We start from the raw sequence: 17,981 nt of genomic DNA on the forward strand, positions 1-17,981 counted from the left end.
ATAAAAGTTATACTGGTTATTTTAAATTACTAATGAGTTGTATGGGCGCTGAAGAAAATAAGATTGTTGAGTTAAAACCGGACTTGGAGCAGCAAAGCCCGAATTTGGAAGATCCCGAGTTATATTTTGAACGGGAAATTAGCTTATTACGCTTTAATTGGCGGGTATTGCGCCAAGCGCTTGATGAATCAATGCCTTTGCTCGAACGGATACGTTTTGTTTGTATTTGCAGTAATAATTTGGATGAATTTTTCGAAGTCAGAGTCGCTGGCTTACGCCATAGGATTGATCGTGGTGATACCAAACCAAGTTTAAATGGCGAATCGCCAGAAGAAACCTTAAACAATATTCGTGATTTTTCTCATCGTTTAGTTGAAGAACAATACCAAATTCTGAACGAACAATTATTGCCAAAACTAGAAGCTGAAAATATTCGTTTTTTGCTTGCAGATGACTGGTCGGATAAACAAAAATCGTGGCTGAAAAAGTATTTTAAACAGCAAATCATGCCTGTAATTTCTCCTATAAGTTTGGATCTAGCACATCCTTTCCCGCGACTAGTGAATAAATCACTGCACTTTTTAGTGCACTTGCATGGCAATGATGCTTTCGGTCGTGATTTGGAATATGCCATCTTACATATGCCACGATCGTTACCACGAATTATCGAACTGCCGGATGAAATTGCTGCCAATCCAGGTCAAGATTTTGTGTATTTATCGAGTATTATTTCGGTGTTCGCGGAAGATCTGTTTCCGGGTATGGAAATTAACGGTTGTTACCAGTTCCGACTAACCCGCGACAGTGATTTGTTAGTCGATGAGCAACTTACTGATGATTTAGCAAGCGCGTTAAAACGTGAGTTACAATCACGCCATTTCGGTGCGGCGGTGCGGTTAGAGGTCGAGAAATCTTGCCCCAATAAGCTGGTTAATTTCTTGCTGCAAAAATGTAACTTAACTCAAGACGAACTGTATTTAGCCGATGGCCCTGTCAACCTAAATCGCTTGATGTCCCTGCCCGATTTGGTAGAGCGAGCTGACTTAAAGTTTACTGGTTTTACACCAAAAACCCCCAAAGACTTAAAAATGGGGCGGCCAGTTTTAGAGGTATTGCAAGAAAACGATATTTTTTTACATCACCCGTACCAAAGCTTTGTGCCAGTGATTGAGTTTGTTAAGCAAGCGGCAAGTGATCCGGAAGTGCTGGCGATGAAACAAACGCTTTACCGAACCGGCAGTGATTCTCCTATTGTGGCGGCTTTGATCGATGCGGCACACGCAGGCAAGGAAGTCACGGCGGTGATTGAGTTGCGGGCGCGTTTCGATGAAGAGGATAATATTGAACTGGCGCAAAAGCTCCAAGAAGCAGGAGTCTTGGTAGTTTATGGGGTGGTTGGTTATAAAACCCATGCCAAAATGAGTCTGGTGGTTCGTCGTTTTAAAAAGAAATTAGTTCGTTTTGTTCACCTAGGCACGGGTAATTATCATGAACGTAATGCGCGGCTTTATACGGATTATAGTTTGCTGACTTCGGATAAGGAAATAGGTGAAGATGTGCACAAGGTTTTTCAGCAACTAACCGGTATGGGTAAGGTTTATAAGCTTAATAAACTCTGGAATGCGCCTTTCAATCTGCACAAAAAACTGATTAAAAACATCAATCATGAAATCGCCATTGCTGAATCGGGAGAACCGGCGGAGATTATCTTAAAGGTCAATGCGTTAACCGATCCGCAGCTTATTATGAAACTCTATCAAGCTTCAATGGCGGGTGTGCAAGTTAGATTATTGGTACGCGGGATTTGCTGTTTACGACCTGATGTGGCTGGCGTTTCCGACAATATTGAAGTGACTTCGATCATTGGACGCTTCCTAGAACATTCTCGAGTTTATTATTTTTCCAATGGCGGAGATTCGAATTTATATGCTGCTTCTGCCGATATTATGGAACGTAATTTATATCATCGAGTTGAAGTGGCTTTTCCGATCTTAGATCCTGACGCTAAGCAGCAAGTCATTAAGGATTTACGTTTGATGTTGCGTCCGCACCAACAAAGTTGGCGCTTGTCGCACAACGGCTTATATGAAATTCAAGCTATCGAAGATGAATACAAAGTGCAAGATCGACTGCTTGAAGCTTTAGCGCTTTAAGTAAGCTTCCAATCCAATTTGAGATTGTGAAAATCAAGGTAAGCCTTCTCTTTTTCCAATTCCAGCATTAATAATTGATTTTCCTGCGCCCAGTCTTGTGGGATCTCAATCGTCAGTTGATTGTCTTGGTCAGCATTAAATTGTAAAGGACTAATATCAGTAGCGGTTCTTTTTATATTCAGCAAAATAGAAAGACGCAGAATTTGCGCTATGGCTAATAGTGCCTGCTTCGGTTCGTAGCGGTTTTCAAAGGTATCTGGATAGATTTTTTTGTTTTGCGCTTGGATGATGCAGGCCAGTGATTCTTTTGTTTGCTGACTAAAACCAGGCATGTCAGCATATTGCACGATATGGGCGCTATGAAAACGCATTTTAGAATAGCTGATAGAAAGGCCAACTTCGTGTAAACGGCAAGCCCACTTCAATAGGTTAACGTAGTGCGGATCATAAATTCCCCACAGATCGGCAACGCTGGCGAAAATATCCAAAGCAGTGGTTTCGATATTCGTTGCATAGTTGCTATCAACATCAAAACGTTTACTTAAACTTTCGACCGTTTGGTTGCGATTATCATTACCTCTTAATTCATCAGCCAATTCAAGCAAAATACCTTCACGCAACGAAGCGTTGGAAACGTACAGTTCTTGAATTTTTAGCTCTTGGAATAACGCCAACAAGATCACTAAGCCGGTGGTAAAGGTATTCACTCGGGGTTTGGACAAACCTTCCAAATTGATATTGTCGAAGCTGCCAATTTCAATCAATTTAGATTTTAAAAACCGCAAATGATGCAATTGAATGCAGTTATCCTTAAAGCCGAAGCCCTGAATGACTCGGTATATAGCTTCGATACTGCCTGATGAACCTAAGCAATACTGTAAACTTTCGGCAAGGTACTTATGCTCAACCGGTGAAATAATCAAAGTTGCGTTTAATAAGGCTCGTTCAAAGTTAGCTTCGTTAATGATATTGTCAGGGAAGAATCGTTGATAGGTCACACAACCTAAAGATAAGCTATCTAAAAATAAAGGTTCAAACTTATCACCAAGTACAATTTCAGTACTACCACCGCCAATATCGATGACTAAAGTTTTTTCAATATCCGGATGGTTATGAGAAACGCCATTATAAATAAGTCGGGCTTCTTCCTTGCCGGGAAGGATCTCAATCGGAACCGATAGAATTTCTTCGGCTTGATGGATAAAACTTTGGGCATTTTTAGCCTTACGCAACGTATAGGTAGCAACGACTTTAATTTGTTCTTTCGGAATATCCCTTAAGCGCTCCGAAAACAGTTTAAGGCACTCTAGACCACGATCAATCGCCTCTTCTGATAAGATGTCATCTTGATTAAGGCCGCTGGCAAGCTGTACTTTTTCTTTATGCTTACCTATTTGGTGAAAGGTTTGGCCATCGTATTTAACAATAACCAGATGAAAGCTGTTTGAGCCTAGATCCAGAGCCGCATAATGTTTGATCGATTGATTATCCAAAATCTAAATGTTTATTTATAATCGATTATTGCAATGTAGCCTAATTAGCTTAAAAAATCACGTGCATTGATGGCTTGACCATGGCTTTCGAGTTGCTCAAGATCCATCAGCCACAAATAAGCGGGCATGATAGCTTCAGTGGTTGGCAGTGTTTGCGGATCTTCACCAGGAAAAGCGTTGGCGCGCATTTTCGTTTGGGTTGCACCAGGGTTGATGCTATTGACCTTGATGGTTGTTTTTTCTAGCTCATCGGCTAACACCTGCATCATTCCTTCCGTGGCAAACTTAGAAACTGAGTAAGCGCCCCAATAAGCACGACCTTGTTGGCCGACTCCTGAAGAGGTAAACACCATCGAAGCTTTATCAGCTTTTTTTAGCAAAGGTAGGCAGTATTTGCTCAGTAAGTAAGTGGCATTAACGTTCACCTGCATGACCCGAAACCAAGTTTCTTCGTCGAAATGTTCAATCGGGCTGAGTAAGCCCAAGTCGCTCGCGTTATGTAAAAGGCCATCCAGTCGCCCAAACTCTTTTTCTATAACCTCTGCAACTTGCTGGTATTGCTCTGGAGCCGTATTTTGCAAATTCAGCGGGATAAATGCGGGTTGTGGGTAGCCCAAGCCTTCAATTTCGTCGTAAACCATTTCGAGTTTACGGGTATTTCGACCCAGCAGTATGACCGTTGCCCCGTAAGAGGCGTAGTGGATGGCGGCTTGTTTGCCAATACCATCAGTTGCGCCTGTTACCATAATGATTTTATTGGCTAAAAATTGATTTGGAGCTTGATAATTTTTCATAGAAGTCTTGAGTAGGGCCAAGTAAAGCGGTATTTTACTGAAATGGTACTTGGCTAACAACCGCTGTTAGCAGGTCAATGCAAAATACGAGAAGGCAACCCGAGAAAAACAACAATGGTAAAAAGAATTGCTCTAGTCGAAGACGAACCCATCTTACAGCAGAATTATAAGCTGGCGCTCGAAAAGTCAGGATACGAAGTGGCCGTTTATGCGGATAAAGGTGCTGCTTTAGCGGCTTTTAATCAGCGATTACCGGAATTAGTGATTTTGGATATCGGTTTAGGCACTGAGCCAGAAGCGGGCTTTGAAGTTTGCCGTGAATTACGACAAAAATCTAAACATTTGCCAATAATTTTTCTAACTGCTTTAGATAGCGACTTTGACATCATTTCAGGCCTGCGTTTGGGGGCGGACGATTACCTAACCAAAGACATTAGTATGCCGCATTTGTTAGCTCGGATCTCGGCGTTATTTCGGCGGATTGAATTGATGCAACAAGCCCCTGAGCAGGAAAATATCAAGACGGTTGGTTTACTGGAAATCGATAACGAACGTTTATCGGTGAAGTGGGATAAGCAATTGGTGGATTTAACCGTGACTGAATTTTGGATTGTATCCTCATTGGCGACTAAACCCGGTCATGTGAAAAGCCGTGACCAATTGATGCAAGCAGTTAAGGTGGTGGTAGACGACAGTACCATTACCTCACACATCAAAAGGATCCGTCAGAAATTCCAAGCTATTGATACAGCTTTCGATCATATCGATACGGTTTATGGTATGGGTTACCGCTGGAATAGTAGCGGATGAGCAATTGGTCTTTGACAGCCAAAATCCTTGTTCGGTTATTATTGCTATTGGCTTTGTTGGCAATAATTGGCTGGGCTTACGCTTTTGGCCAAAAAACCATTGAACAGCAAACGTTGGAAGCTAATCGACAAGATTTAAAATTTTATCGCAATATCTTCCAACAGCTATTGGAAAAAGATAAAAATTTTGTCGCAAACTTTAATCAAGAGCAACAACAAAACGCTATATTAATTCTGAATAGAACCACACCAATTTTGCTTGATGGTTATGGTGATGAGTGGTTTTCATATAAACAACAATCGTTAGCGGTTCGTAATGATAAAACACCCTCTAGTTTAAGTTTAATTGAAGATAAGCGATTTTTTTACGGCCTACTCGAAGTCACTGATAATCATCTGGTCTATCGGAAAAACCCTTACTCTAACCAATCCACTGATATGTTCCGGGTTGATTTTGGGCAAGGTTATTGGTTATTTCAACCTCAAGCACCTGGAAAGATGATGGTATTAAAAGAAAAAGATAATGGTTTTTCGCCAGTAGCCTCGGTGTTAGCAATATTGCAAGAAACTCAGGCCGGCTATCAAATTGAGTTTCGAGCACCAAAGGCTTTAATAGGCGATAGGCTTAATGCTGTGTTATACGATGCCGATGATAAGACTTTAGCCAATTTTAACGAGCAATACCAAGGCATATTTTCGTTTACCAACTTTGAAAGCTATTCAATGTTGAGCGAAAACAAATCCGATTGGCTATTAAGCAATGATTTAAGTGAGCAGCAATTGATATTAGCAGACGCTAGTGGTCAGCAAGTCTTTTCCGTGGGTAGCTTGTTTGAACAAAGAACTAATCGCAGAATGAGCAGCTTTAGCAGCAGCGATAAAGTGCAAGCACATATTAATAAACTTAAACAAACTGCTAGTTTTGAGCTAAATGATCCCAATCGCGTTTATCAAGCAAGCGACAAGGCGGGCACGGAGTTTTTTATTGCCAATTCCGGCGTGGCATTAAAGCTCAACGAGCGGCTCCTTGGTTACTTGTTGGTGTGCGACTCAGCGTACTCCTATAAACGCTTATTGCACAATATAGTATTGATGATAGCGTTAGCTTTTATACTGCTATGGCTGTTAAGTAGTTTTATGGTGATGAAACAGTCTCGCATCTATAACCGCAGAATTAATCAGTTGCGCCAAGTTACAGAGGATGCTTATGAGCAAGATCTAGACAGCGTCGAAATCAATCAAGCCGAACTTAAGGGTAGTGATGAAGTTTCGCAACTCTATAATAGCCTGTATTACTTTAATGAACGCGCTGGTCAAAAGCGTGAACATCATAGGAAAATGGTTTCGCGCCTTAATCATGAACTCAGAACACCAATCGCCATCATTAGTTCTTCGCTGGACAATCTGGCGATGTCGAAGCTTTCTGCTGAAGACAAGGCCTTGCTAGCTAGCGCACAGCAAGGTAGCAAACGCTTGAGTTTAACTTTGAGTCGACTTAGTGAGGCTAACCGGCTTGAAGAGGCGGTAGCGCAAGTGTCAATGCAGCAAACAGAGCTGGTTACTTTGCTAAAAAAGCTTATCCAAAGCTATCAACAAAGCTGGAGCGAGTACAAGTTTGAATTCGTTAGCAATGTAAACTCCGTCAAGATTAAAGCCAATCAGGAACTGTTTGCGCAAATGCTGGATAAAATTATTACTAATGCACTCGATTTTTCCGATAAAAAAGAACCAATAGTTTTAAGCTTGAATCAAAATAAGGATTTGCTGGTGCTATCAGTGAGCAATTCAGGCCCTACGATCATTCCTGAACAGTTGAAGTCCATTTTTAACTTAATGGTGTCCTATCGCGAGAATGCAAAAATACAGCCAAAGTCTGATAATTTAGGCTTGGGTTTATATATGGCAAAATTAATTGCCAGAAAGCACAAAGCTATTATTCAAGCTAGAAATCGCAAGAATCAGCAGGGCGTAGTGATTAATCTAAGCTGGACAAAAAGTTCTTATGTCGTTTCGTAGGCGATTGTATTAGAATGGATTAATGACAAGGATATCATGCAGGTAGGAATGTTTAACACCAAGCAAAATCAACCGCAAAGCTTGCAAAATCTACTTCAAATTTTAGTTCCTGCGGCTTCCGTTGATGCAGCCATAAAGGCGTGCTTGGAATTTGATAATGGGGACTTTCTCATTCAGTCTCTAAATATCTACTCGCAAGCCAATGAGCAAACGCATTGGTCTTGCCAATATACATCTAATAGCAATGGACTTGCTGAGCAAGCATGTCATTTTATTGATGGTTTTAGAGCAAGCGCCTACTTTGATTCGCAGCAACAAGAAGCCGCTTTACGAGTTATCGATAACTCCGTATTACCATCTGAAGCCACAGCAGTTTGTTACCAGCATCAGCTTAGCAGTGAACTTAAAATGTTGGTGCTTGCAATCGTTAATTCGCAAGCAACGCCAATTCTTAATCATGCCGCTCTTGAGAATATTAAGTTGATCTGTAGTTATCTGGCCGAAGGGCTGCTAGTTGAAACGCTTGAGCAAAAACTCAAAGAGTGTGACTACTACTTAGCGCTGGAGAAAAAAACTTCCGAGCTGTATAAAGATATTTTTAATCATGTGGGTGATGCACTTTTTTATCATGCGCCGAATGGCAAGATCTTAAATGTGAATCAGCAAGCAGTGATTTCATTGGGATATTCTAAGAAAGAGCTGCTTACCATGAATGTAAAAGATATTGATGTTCAGGTTTCCGAAAAAACTACTTTGTTGCGGGAAATTCGCGACGATTATAAGCCTGGAGAGCCGGTTGCGATAAACAGCTGGCATCGTCGTAAAGATGGCAGCGTTTTTCCTGTTGAAGTCACGGTCACGTTGCACGGACCGGAAAATATGTTGGCAACGGTTAAGGATATTAGCCAAAGAGAGTATGTCAGAAAAGAATTGGAAAAGAGTCGGAAAAAGTACAAGGCATTAATTAACAATGCTTTCGACGCAATAGTCGTTTTCGATAGAGATGCCAATATCAATTATGCTTCACATTCTGCCTATAGATTACTTGAATATGACGAATCTTTTCGAGCAATTTTGAATATCACTGAATATTTTGCAGATTCTTGCAAAGAAAAAATCAATAGTATTTGGCGAGAAGTTTTAGCATCACCAGAAAATCCAGTCGATATTGAAGAACTGGAACTTAAGAAATTTAATGGTGTTGATACCCTATGGGTTAAGGCAACCATTACCAATTTTTTACATGATCCCGATATTAATGGTGTGGTGATTAACTTTAGTGATTTAACTAAAGAAAAAATGGCGGTAGCAGAATTACAAAACCGTAAACGCTTGTACGAGGCTTTGGTTGAGCGCTCTTTTGATGGCGTAGCCTTGTATGATGTGACTGGCAATATGATATTTGCCAGCGACAGCTCAAAAAATATGCTGGGTTACACCGATTATGAGGTTATGCCAACCAATGCCCTTGACTATGTTTATGAGGCGGACAGAAGTATTCCGATTAAAGCTTGGCAGGATATTGCTGATAAGCCCGGTAAGTCAGTCGAGCTTAAAGAATATCGGTTGGTGGCTCGGGACGGGCGTTTGCTTTGGGTGCAGAATACGTTAACCAACTTATTGGCTGATCCCAGTGTTAAGGCAATTGTGAGTAATTTTAGGGACATAACTAAGAATAAAGAAAATGAAAAAACATTACACAAAATCGCTAATTACGATAACTTTACCGGGCTGCCTAACCGAAATTTATTACTGAAACACCTTAAAAACTTGATTGAAAAATCTTCCATAAACAAATTATCTTTTGGCTTGATTTGTTTTGATATCGCCAGCTTAAATGCGATCAATAATGCGCATGGACGAAGTATTGGTGATAAGGTGATTTTAAAATTAGTCGACATTCTGCAAAAAAATATCAAGGAAGAAGACTTTGTTGCAAAAACCGGTGATGATGAATTTGCAATAGTTGCAACCGATTTAAATACTTACCATCTATCACGACTAAGCCAAACTATTATTAATGAGTTTTCTCAACTGCTAAGCGTTGGTGACACTCAAGTTAAGCCTAATTTAAAGGCTGGCGTTAGCCTTTACCCCAAAGATGCTATTCTTGGTGATAAATTAATTAGTAATGCTGAAGTGGCTGTAAAAAAAGCAAAAGCCGATGGTGAGCTGTTTGCGTTTTATCAGAATTACGATAGTGAGCAAACTCGTTATCGTTTAAATTTAGAAAAAGACTTGCACGAAGCGATTAATAATAACGATCTAAAGTTAGTTTATCAGCCGGTTTTCGATATTGCTTCGGGCAATATTTATTATTGTGAAGCCTTGCTAAGGTGGATGCATCCTATCCGTGGTCCAATAGATCCAAACTTGTTTGTTAAGCTTGCCGAAGAAACTAGTTTAATCACCAGTCTTAGCCAGTGGGTTATCCACTCAGCCATCAAGCAGGTTGCTGAACTCAGAGATCAAGGTTTGTCTTTGTCGGTGGCGATTAATTTGTCCCCAAAAGATATAGGTCGCAAAAACACAGCCTCTTATATTATTGAAACCCTCAAGTCCTATAATTTACAGGGTGATTCTATTCATATTGAAATTACCGAAAGTGAAGAGGTGCGTGATCTTGATTTTAGTATTTCGCAGATAAAAGAATTAAATCAATTTGGCGTGAAGGTGATTCTCGATGATTTCGGAACAGGTTTTTCTTCGATTTCTCACTTATTGCAACTACCCATTAGTGGCGCCAAGGTAGACAAGTCTTTTGTTAATAAAATTGATAATGACAATTCAAGTAAAGCCAAAAATTTCTTATCAGCAATTATTAGCTTAGTCCAAGAAAATGAACTCATCACAATTGTCGAGGGAGTCGAGACAGCGGAGCAATTGAAAGTATTACAAGCTAAGCCCGGAATCTTGGTCCAAGGCTTCTTATTTGCTAAACCGCAACCGATCAAGGAATTAAAAGCCATGCTAAAAAAAGGTAAACTTGATTTTAATCAGTTGATAAATTGAAGGATTTCAATCAACTCAAATTTAAGTGCGCGAATAATTCTTCTGGCGAAGCAATCGCCAGATCAAATGGCCAAGCCGAAAAGTTATCCTCTGGATTGATATAGCCGTATTTGGCGGCGATAGCCAGCATACCAGCGGATTTAGCCGCATGAATATCCCGAATGGCATCTCCAACATAAATTGCTTGATTAGGAGTTACCTTGTCTTGCGAGCAGGCTAAAAAAAGCGGGGTTGGGCTTGGCTTACTAGGTTTAATCGTATCACCGCTAATTACTGAGGAAGAACGATGGTATAAATTCAAGTCTTTCAGTAGCGGTATGGTCAAAAACTCAGGTTTGTTAGTCACCACGCCCCACCTTATCTGGCGGGTTTCTAAAGCTTTTAGTAGTTTCTCCATCCCCGAAAAAAGCTGAGTATTGACCGACAAATTGGCCTGATAAATTTCTAAGTACTCTAAACGGTAACTGTCAAAGTCGCTATGTTCAGGCCTTATGCCAAAACCTAACTTTATTAAAGCTGCTGCGCCGTGCGATACCCATGGTCGAATGGTTGGATAGGGTAGGGCTGCTTTTCGATGCTTCTCAAGCTGAATGTTGAGTGCAAGCGCCATATCAGGAGCGGTATCCAGCAAAGTACCATCAAGATCAAAATAGACCGCCTTGACTTGATGTTTTATGGTTTGACTTATGGCGGTTTCTGAACGGCTCATGCGTCTTTTGAGCTAGAGCTATTAGAGATTTCTTGAGGTAAGCAATGGACAATATAATTTACATCAACATTATCCGCTAGCCAGTACTTTTTACTTAAGGGGTTATAGTGCATTCCGGTCATGTGTTCAAAGCTTAAACCTGCCGGTCTGGCCCAAGATTCAAGCTCTGAAGGGCGGATGAATTTTTTGAAATCGTGAGTGCCTTTTGGCAGCATTTGCAAAAGGTATTCCGCACCAACAATTGCAAATAAAAAACTCTTAGGATTACGGTTAATGGTCGAAAAAAAGACATGACCATTGGGCTTGACTAGCTTGCGACAGGCTTTGATGATGGAGCTTGGATCGGGCACGTGTTCCAGCATTTCTAGGCAAGTTACCACATCAAATTGTTCTGCATGCTGCTCGGCAAACTCTTCCGCGGTGCTGCGTTGGTAGTCGATTTCAAGCTGAGATTCAAGTAAATGCAGCTTGGCTACCTCTAAGGGCATTTCACCCATGTCGATTCCAGTAACTGTTGCACCTTCCTTCGCCATGGACTCCGTTAAAATTCCTCCACCACAGCCAATATCCAATACTTTTTTGCCAGTAAGGCCATTAGCATGTTCAAGGATAAAGCCCAAGCGTAGCGGATTGATATCATGAAGCGGTTTAAAGTCACCACTTTTATCCCACCAACGAGAAGCCATTTGCTCAAATTTAGAAATTTCATGTTGATCTACATTTTGCGTATTCATGCTACTGTCTTTATTGGTTAATATCTTGGTTGGTTAATACTTTCGTTGATTGATGGTATTAAGCCATTGATTGACGGATTTTTGCTGCTCCTGTATTTCGCTACTACAGAGTCTAGCGTCCACTATTTTTGTTTCACCCTTGTGCCAAAGGTGGCTGATATTGTGCTGGCCGCCAGTATAAACTATTTGTTGACTAGGATCATGAGCAATAGTTTGTTCTGTTTGAGCCTTGCCATCTAAATTCATAGCAGTGTCTAGGTTAACCGCGCAAATAGTCGCTTCACTACCTTTGCTAAAGCCAAGAGTCTGGCTACTCACAATGGGCGCCTGCAAGGTGGGCTTCAAAGCGGCAGCAAGCACTTGGTCGGCATTGGTCGCGGTTGCTGAATTGGCAATTAGCTTGCTGGTTAAGGCAAGGCTGTTGAGCTCCTTAAGCATATTCAAGTTATGACTCGCTAGATTATCGCTGCCGATAACAAAACTACCACCTAAAGTAACAAATTCTGAAAGCGGCGGGTAACCGTCGGCTGCTAGGCAAGCTGCGGAGGGACTGACAATAAGTGTGGAGCCACTCTCAGCCATAGTTTTTAACTCTTGCCGCTGCAAGCGAACTGGATTGTGAATATTTAAGTCTGGGGACAACAAACCAAAATTGGCTAAACGCTGAATAGGCCGCTGCTTGGAGTGATCAGTACTGGTCGTTGTTAAACGGTTAAATGAAACATCAATCGAGAGCGCAAGTTCGTTGCTAACCGAAGCGAGCTTGTTGAGAAAATCATTACTAACCGTATTAAGGTTCGGAATGGAGAAGCCAAACTCGATATGCTGTTGATGTTTGTAGTCGTCTATTAATTGTAGGCCGCTAGCCAGTTGTTGCTCTGAGCTTAAATTGGGCAGGCTAAAGCTAGGGTTAATGCAGATCCCAATTTTACAATTGAGCTTATGTTTTTTAGCGATTTTTGCAGTTACCTGCGGAAAAAAATAGTGAGTTGAAAAGTTCGTAGTGGCGGCGAATAACGATTGAGCAATGGAATATTCAGTGGCAACCTCGATCAGTTCTTCACTAACAAATTTTTGCTCTGCTGGCATGAGGTAATTTTGCCAACGGAGCTGAGTTGGTAGTTCGAGCCCTAAGTGTTGGAATAAACTTGCGCCCAATGAACAGTAATGGTTACTCAGTCCGGGCATAAGTAGTTGTTGGCTAAGCTTATAGTGTTGTTTGGTTTGGTACTGTTTGTGGGCTTGAGCGGTAGGAATTACGTCAATAACCAAGCCTTGGTCGATAATTAAACTGTGATAGTCAAGCCACTGAAAGGCGGCTGAGTTTGCCGCTGGCGCCATCAGCTGTTTAGCATCAATCCGTAGTTCAGCCTTTTGAGGGCTAATGAAATTGCTCAGTGGTGATGGATTTTGCGGCATAGTGTCGACCATTGTATTAGGCTTTGCGCTGTTATTATTTCTATTTAAGAGTTCTGCTGTTTGAATTCCATAGCTTATAACTCGAGAGCTTTATAAGCTACAGAAATGGGTAAAAAATGACCACTTTAAGGTTAATTATAACGCGGCTAATTTCAGAACTAAAAATTATTTGCTCTAGCCTAGAACACGGGTATTTTCCGCTAGGAAAATCTCGCTAGAAAGGGGGCTTATGCTATAATTTCATGTTTGTATTGGGCCATTTTTGCTGCTCAAAAAACAAACAATATATCAAATCTAAAAGTGCCATAACATATTGAAAATAAAAGGTTTTTATAATGGGTGAAGTCGCCAAAGAAATTCTTCCTATTAATATTGAGGATGAATTAAAAAACTCCTACTTAGATTATGCCATGAGCGTTATCGTCGGACGGGCTTTGCCAGACGTTCGGGATGGTTTAAAACCGGTTCACAGACGGGTTTTATACGCCATGGACGTGCTAGGTAATGATTTTAACAAGCCGTATAAAAAATCGGCTCGTGTGGTTGGTGATGTCATCGGTAAATACCACCCGCATGGTGACACTGCGGTTTACGATACTATCGTGCGGATGGCCCAGCCCTTTTCGTTACGCTATATGTTAGTAGATGGCCAAGGAAACTTTGGGTCGGTCGATGGTGATTCTCCCGCGGCGATGCGTTATACCGAAGTGCGAATGGACAAAATGGCGCACCAATTATTGGCGGATCTAGACAAGGAAACGGTTGATTTTGAAGAAAACTATGATGGCTCGGAAAGTGAGCCAACAGTTTTACCAACCCGTATTCCCAACTTGCTGGTCAATGGCTCCTCGGGTATTGCCGTCGGTATGGCGACCAATATTCCGCCGCACAACTTAAATGAGGTTGTAGAGGGCTGCTTAGCGCTGATTGACAACCCGGATATAACCTTGACTGAATTGATGGAATATATCAAAGGACCGGACTTCCCAACTGCGGCCATCATCAATGGCCGAGCGGGTATTGTCGATGCTTACAGAACGGGACGAGGTAAAATTTATCTGCGTGCCCGCAGTCATATCGAAACGGACGAAAGAAGTGGCAAAGATTCGATCGTGGTAACTGAACTGCCGTATCAAGTTAACAAAGCACGTTTGTTAGAAAAAATTGCCGAACTAGTCAAAGATAAGAAAATTGATGGCATTACTGGTTTGCGCGACGAGTCAGATAAAGACGGTATGCGCATGGTAATTGAGCTGCGTAAAGGTGAAGTGCCAGAAGTGGTATTGAACAATCTTTACGCCCAATCGCAAATGCAAAACGTTTTCGGTATTAACATGGTGGCTCTTGATAATGGTCAGCCACGTTTATTTAACCTTAAAGATGCTTTAGATGCCTTTGTGACTCACCGTCGTGAAGTTGTCACTCGCCGTACTATTTATGAACTGCGCAAGGCGCGGGAAAAAGCCCATGTTCTTGAAGGTTTAGCGATTGCGCTTGCTAATATCGATGAAGTGATTGAGCTTATCAAGCAGTCGCCAACGCCTAAAGAAGCGAAAGCGGAATTAATAGCGCGTGCTTGGAAACCAGGGCAAGTTTCTGAAATGTTAGCTCGTGCTGGAACCGAAGCTTGCCGACCAGAAGATTTAGCCGCTGAGTTTGGTTTTCATGACGATGTTTACAGGCTATCGGAAGCGCAAGCGCAAGCTATTTTGGATTTGCGTTTGCATAAGTTGACAGGGCTTGAGCATGACAAAATCTTGGGTGAATATAAAGATTTGTTAGGCGCTATCGAAGAGTTGTTGCACATTTTGATGAGCACTGAGCGTTTACTCGAAGTGATCCGCGAAGAACTTAATCAGGTAAAAGAAGAGTTTGGCGATGAACGCCGCTCTGAAATTTTAGAAAGTAAATTGGATCTAACCATTGCTGATCTGATTTCTGAAGAAGATGTGGTGGTTACCTTATCGCACGAAGGCTATGTTAAGTATCAAGCTTTATCCGAATACAAGGCGCAACGCCGCGGTGGTCGTGGTAAGTCAGCCACTAAGATGAAGAATGAAGACTTTATTGAAAAATTACTAGTTGCTTCTACCCATGACACCATTCTATGTTTTTCTTCTCGCGGTAAGGTGTATTGGCTCAAGGTATTTGAGTTGCCTAATGCTGGTCGTGGTTCGCGCGGCAAACCGATTGTGAACGTTTTGCCACTCGAAGAAGGCGAAAAAATTAGCGCTATCTTGCCAATTCGTGAGTATAAAGAAGATGAATACGTCTTTATGGCAACGGCTAACGGTACTGTGAAGAAAACTTCTTTAGAGCAATTCTCGCGTCCTCGTGCCAATGGCATTATCGCCTTAACCATTATGGATGACGATGAGTTAATCGGCGTGGCAAAAACTGATGGTAGTAACCATGTGATGATGTTCAGCGATGCGGGTAAAGTGATTCGATTTGATGAAGCTAACGTTAGAGCTATGGGGCGTACTGCAAAAGGGGTGCGCGGTATCCGTTTGTTGGATGGCGCTAAGGTCATTGCGATGGTGGTTGTTGAAGAAAATGGTTCAGTTTTAACCGCTACCGAAAATGGTTATGGTAAGCGTACCGCGATGGAAGATCATCCTCTGCGCGGTCGCGGTGGTCAGGGTGTGATTTCTATCCAGATGTCTGAACGAAATGGCGCGGTAGTCAGCGCAGTTCCTGTGATTGATGGTGATGAAGTGATGTTGATCAGTAAAGGTGGAACCTTGATTCGTACTGGGGTTGATGATATTCGCGTAATGGGCAGGAATACCCAAGGGGTTCGCCTGATCAAACTTGACGATGGTGAAAATCTAGTCGGGCTACAGCGAATTGTCGAGCTAGAAGACGATGAAGAAATCGATGAGCTTGCTGATGAAGTCTCATCTGAAACTGAAGAAGCTGGTGAAGAATAACCGTTAAAACCGATATGAATAAGGCTGTTAATAATCGCTCTTTTAACTTTTCGGCGGGTCCTGCGGCTATTCCAACCGAGGTGTTACAGCGGGCTCAAGCGGAGTTATTAAACTGGAATCAACAGGGCTGTTCGGTAATGGAGTTGGGTCATAGAACGCCGCAATTTCAAGCCCTGCTGGATCAAACCGAAGCAGATTTAAGACAGCTTTTAAAGGTTCCTGAGCACTATAAAGTGCTCTTTCTGCACGGCAGTGCTTCCCATCAGTTTGCCATGGTGCCGATGAATTTTTTAGCTCCTAATGACAGCGCCAACTATCTTGAGCAGGCGCATTGGTCTAAGAAGGCAATTAAGGAAGCGCAAGCTTTTGGCACAATTCATGTTCAAACAGCTTTTGAACAAACCGACGCTGGACTTGGGATAGTGTCTGAAAGTAATTGGCAACTTGATGACTCGGCTAAGTATTTGCACTTTACTTCTAACGAAACCATTGTTGGAGTGCAATTTTCCCAAGAGCCGCAACAATTTCGAGGGAAATTGGTTTGTGATATGTGTTCGGACATATTGTCACGACCGATTGATATCGAGCAATACGCTTTAATTTATGCCGGTGCACAAAAAAATATTGGCCCTTCGGGTATGACCTTAGTTATTGTCCGTGAAGACTTGTTTGAACAAATGCAAACGCAACGAGTACCAAGCTTGTATCAGTACCCGCTGATGGCCAAACATGGCTCTTTGTATAATACGCCGCCGAGCTTTGGGATCTATTTGGCCGGGTTAGTATTCCAATGGTTATTGGAGCAGGGCGGAGTTGAAGCGATGGAAAAACGCAATCAGCAAAAGGCGCAGATGCTTTACGACTTTATCGATAGCTCCGACTTTTATCATTCACCTGTGGCTGCTGATAGCCGTTCGCTGATGAACGTTGCTTTTACTTTGCGGCAACCAGAATTGGATCCGATGTTTTTAGAGCAAGCAAAAGCTGCGGGTTTGACAGCCTTAAAAGGCCATCGTGATTTTGGTGGGATGCGCGCCAGCCTTTACAATGCGATGCCGATAGAAGGGGTGAAAAAACTGATTGATTTCATGAAGGGCTTTGAAGCGAATCTTTGAAGTTTAAGCTTTGGGTAAAAGTGACAGTCTGATTTCGGCCATTTCGCTTGGCTTGATACAATGCTTTATCGGCTTGAACCATCAGTTCGTTCAGGCTTGTTAGATTCTCTTGGTAACTGCTAATACCAATGCTGGTAGTCAGTTTTATTTCTTTACTGTCATAAATTAAAATAGTGTTTGCTAATTTTTTTCGTACTAACTCGGCAAATTGCTGAGAGTCTTCGATATCCATATCTATTAAGGCAAAAGCAAACTCTTCGCCGCCGATACGTCCGCAGACGTGATTGCTGATACCCAGATTTTTGATCAATTGGCCAAATTTATAAAGTACATAATCTCCCGCATCATGCCCAAAGTTATCGTTTATTTTTTTAAAATAATCCAAGTCCAATGCCATAATGCAAAATGGCTTTTTTTCTGAGTTTGCTGTTTGCAATAATTTTTCGGCTCGCTGTAAAAAGGCTGTTCTACTAAACAGCTGAGTTAGGCTATCGTAGGTAGTTAGTTTTTTAAGCTCTCTTTCTGTGACGGCTAGCTTAAAAGTGGCTCCTACCAGATACCAAGAAATCATAGGCGCAAGCATGAGCGGAATAAAAGTTGACTTAAGGAAATCAATGCGAGTAAATTCGCCATGAAAGTAGATGCAAATGAAGTAATTAAAGAGATTGGCTAAAAGAATAGCCATAAGAGTGATAGCTGCTACTAGCCCTGGTCGCTTTAGACGCAACAAAAATGGTTTCATACTGAATTCCTTATTAAAATTTTCCATCAGTCGGTGGCTACTGTTTATTTTT

12 protein-coding genes are annotated in these 17,981 nt (G+C 41.7%); 6 read left to right on the top strand and 6 right to left on the bottom strand.

Annotation, left to right across the window (positions count from 1 at the left end):
- Window positions 1-41 precede the first annotated feature (41 nt).
- Window positions 42-2,153, top strand: coding sequence for a polyphosphate kinase 1 (ppk1, locus tag NFS34_RS07940; RefSeq protein ID WP_251359403.1), 2,112 nt, complete (start codon window positions 42-44; stop codon window positions 2,151-2,153).
- On the opposite strand, the gene NFS34_RS07945 is transcribed toward ppk1, so the two are convergent.
- Both NFS34_RS07945 and NFS34_RS07950 read right to left on the bottom strand, forming a co-directional pair.
- Window positions 2,150-3,646 carry a Ppx/GppA phosphatase family protein gene (locus NFS34_RS07945; protein ID WP_251359404.1) on the bottom strand — a complete coding sequence of 499 codons (1,497 nt, stop codon included), beginning with the start codon at window positions 3,644-3,646 and terminating at the stop codon, window positions 2,150-2,152. The genes ppk1 and NFS34_RS07945 overlap by 4 nt on opposite strands.
- Before the next feature lie 44 nt (window positions 3,647-3,690).
- Window positions 3,691-4,440: a YciK family oxidoreductase gene (locus tag NFS34_RS07950; RefSeq protein ID WP_251359407.1), complete on the bottom strand. Its 750-nt coding sequence runs from the start codon at window positions 4,438-4,440 to the stop codon at window positions 3,691-3,693.
- A 114-nt stretch (window positions 4,441-4,554) separates the two neighbouring features.
- On the opposite strand from NFS34_RS07950, the gene pdsR reads away from it, so the two are divergent.
- The 3 genes from pdsR to NFS34_RS07965 are packed head-to-tail and all read left to right on the top strand — an operon-like array spanning window position 4,555 to window position 10,277.
- On the top strand, window positions 4,555-5,250 hold the full coding sequence (gene pdsR, locus NFS34_RS07955; RefSeq protein ID WP_251359409.1) for a proteobacterial dedicated sortase system response regulator: 696 nt from the start codon (window positions 4,555-4,557) through the stop codon (window positions 5,248-5,250).
- 11 nt (window positions 5,251-5,261) lie between these two features.
- Window positions 5,262-7,265 carry an ATP-binding protein gene (locus NFS34_RS07960; protein ID WP_251359411.1) on the top strand — a complete coding sequence of 668 codons (2,004 nt, stop codon included), beginning with the start codon at window positions 5,262-5,264 and terminating at the stop codon, window positions 7,263-7,265.
- 48 nt (window positions 7,266-7,313) lie between these two features.
- Entirely contained in the window at window positions 7,314-10,277 is a 2,964-nt protein-coding gene (locus tag NFS34_RS07965) for a GGDEF domain-containing phosphodiesterase (protein WP_251359412.1), read from the top strand.
- 10 nt (window positions 10,278-10,287) lie between these two features.
- Here NFS34_RS07965 and NFS34_RS07970 read toward each other — a convergent pair whose 3' ends face one another.
- The 3 genes from NFS34_RS07970 to NFS34_RS07980 are packed head-to-tail and all read right to left on the bottom strand — an operon-like array spanning window position 10,288 to window position 13,151.
- Window positions 10,288-10,986: an HAD-IA family hydrolase gene (locus tag NFS34_RS07970; RefSeq protein WP_251359413.1), complete on the bottom strand. Its 699-nt coding sequence runs from the start codon at window positions 10,984-10,986 to the stop codon at window positions 10,288-10,290.
- A complete protein-coding gene (gene ubiG / locus NFS34_RS07975) occupies window positions 10,983-11,720 on the bottom strand; it encodes a bifunctional 2-polyprenyl-6-hydroxyphenol methylase/3-demethylubiquinol 3-O-methyltransferase UbiG (RefSeq protein ID WP_251359414.1) in 738 nt (245 codons plus the stop codon). The genes NFS34_RS07970 and ubiG overlap by 4 nt, the downstream gene beginning before the upstream one ends.
- 33 nt (window positions 11,721-11,753) lie before the next feature.
- On the bottom strand, window positions 11,754-13,151 hold the full coding sequence (locus NFS34_RS07980) for an amidohydrolase family protein (protein ID WP_251359416.1): 1,398 nt from the start codon (window positions 13,149-13,151) through the stop codon (window positions 11,754-11,756).
- 323 nt (window positions 13,152-13,474) lie between these two features.
- Between NFS34_RS07980 and gyrA the strand changes: the two genes are divergently transcribed.
- Both gyrA and serC read left to right on the top strand, forming a co-directional pair.
- Window positions 13,475-16,072, top strand: coding sequence for a DNA gyrase subunit A (gene gyrA, locus NFS34_RS07985; protein WP_251359419.1), 2,598 nt, complete (start codon window positions 13,475-13,477; stop codon window positions 16,070-16,072).
- 14 nt (window positions 16,073-16,086) lie between these two features.
- Complete coding sequence (serC, locus tag NFS34_RS07990) at window positions 16,087-17,187, top strand: 3-phosphoserine/phosphohydroxythreonine transaminase (protein WP_251359421.1); 1,101 nt, start codon at window positions 16,087-16,089, stop codon at window positions 17,185-17,187.
- Here serC and NFS34_RS07995 read toward each other — a convergent pair.
- Window positions 17,159-17,929: a GGDEF domain-containing protein gene (locus NFS34_RS07995; protein ID WP_251359423.1), complete on the bottom strand. Its 771-nt coding sequence runs from the start codon at window positions 17,927-17,929 to the stop codon at window positions 17,159-17,161. The genes serC and NFS34_RS07995 overlap by 29 nt on opposite strands.
- Window positions 17,930-17,981 lie beyond the last annotated feature (52 nt).

Origin of the sequence: Kangiella sp. TOML190 (assembly GCF_023706045.1) — a bacterium.
Classification (GTDB): Bacteria; Pseudomonadota; Gammaproteobacteria; order Enterobacterales; family Kangiellaceae; genus Kangiella.

Excerpts from the sequence above, each read along its gene's own strand:
- ppk1 (WP_251359403.1), top strand. The coding sequence starts at position 42 with ATGGGCGCTGAAGAAAATAAGATTGTTGAGTTAAAACCGGACTTGGAG.
- NFS34_RS07950 (WP_251359407.1), bottom strand. The coding sequence starts at position 4,440 with ATGAAAAATTATCAAGCTCCAAATCAATTTTTAGCCAATAAAATCATT.
- pdsR (WP_251359409.1), top strand. The coding sequence starts at position 4,555 with ATGGTAAAAAGAATTGCTCTAGTCGAAGACGAACCCATCTTACAGCAG.
- NFS34_RS07965 (WP_251359412.1), top strand. The coding sequence starts at position 7,314 with ATGTTTAACACCAAGCAAAATCAACCGCAAAGCTTGCAAAATCTACTT.
- NFS34_RS07970 (WP_251359413.1), bottom strand. The coding sequence starts at position 10,986 with ATGAGCCGTTCAGAAACCGCCATAAGTCAAACCATAAAACATCAAGTC.
- ubiG (WP_251359414.1), bottom strand. The coding sequence starts at position 11,720 with ATGAATACGCAAAATGTAGATCAACATGAAATTTCTAAATTTGAGCAA.
- NFS34_RS07980 (WP_251359416.1), bottom strand. The coding sequence starts at position 13,151 with ATGGTCGACACTATGCCGCAAAATCCATCACCACTGAGCAATTTCATT.
- gyrA (WP_251359419.1), top strand. The coding sequence starts at position 13,475 with ATGGGTGAAGTCGCCAAAGAAATTCTTCCTATTAATATTGAGGATGAA.
- serC (WP_251359421.1), top strand. The coding sequence starts at position 16,087 with ATGAATAAGGCTGTTAATAATCGCTCTTTTAACTTTTCGGCGGGTCCT.
- NFS34_RS07995 (WP_251359423.1), bottom strand. The coding sequence starts at position 17,929 with ATGAAACCATTTTTGTTGCGTCTAAAGCGACCAGGGCTAGTAGCAGCT.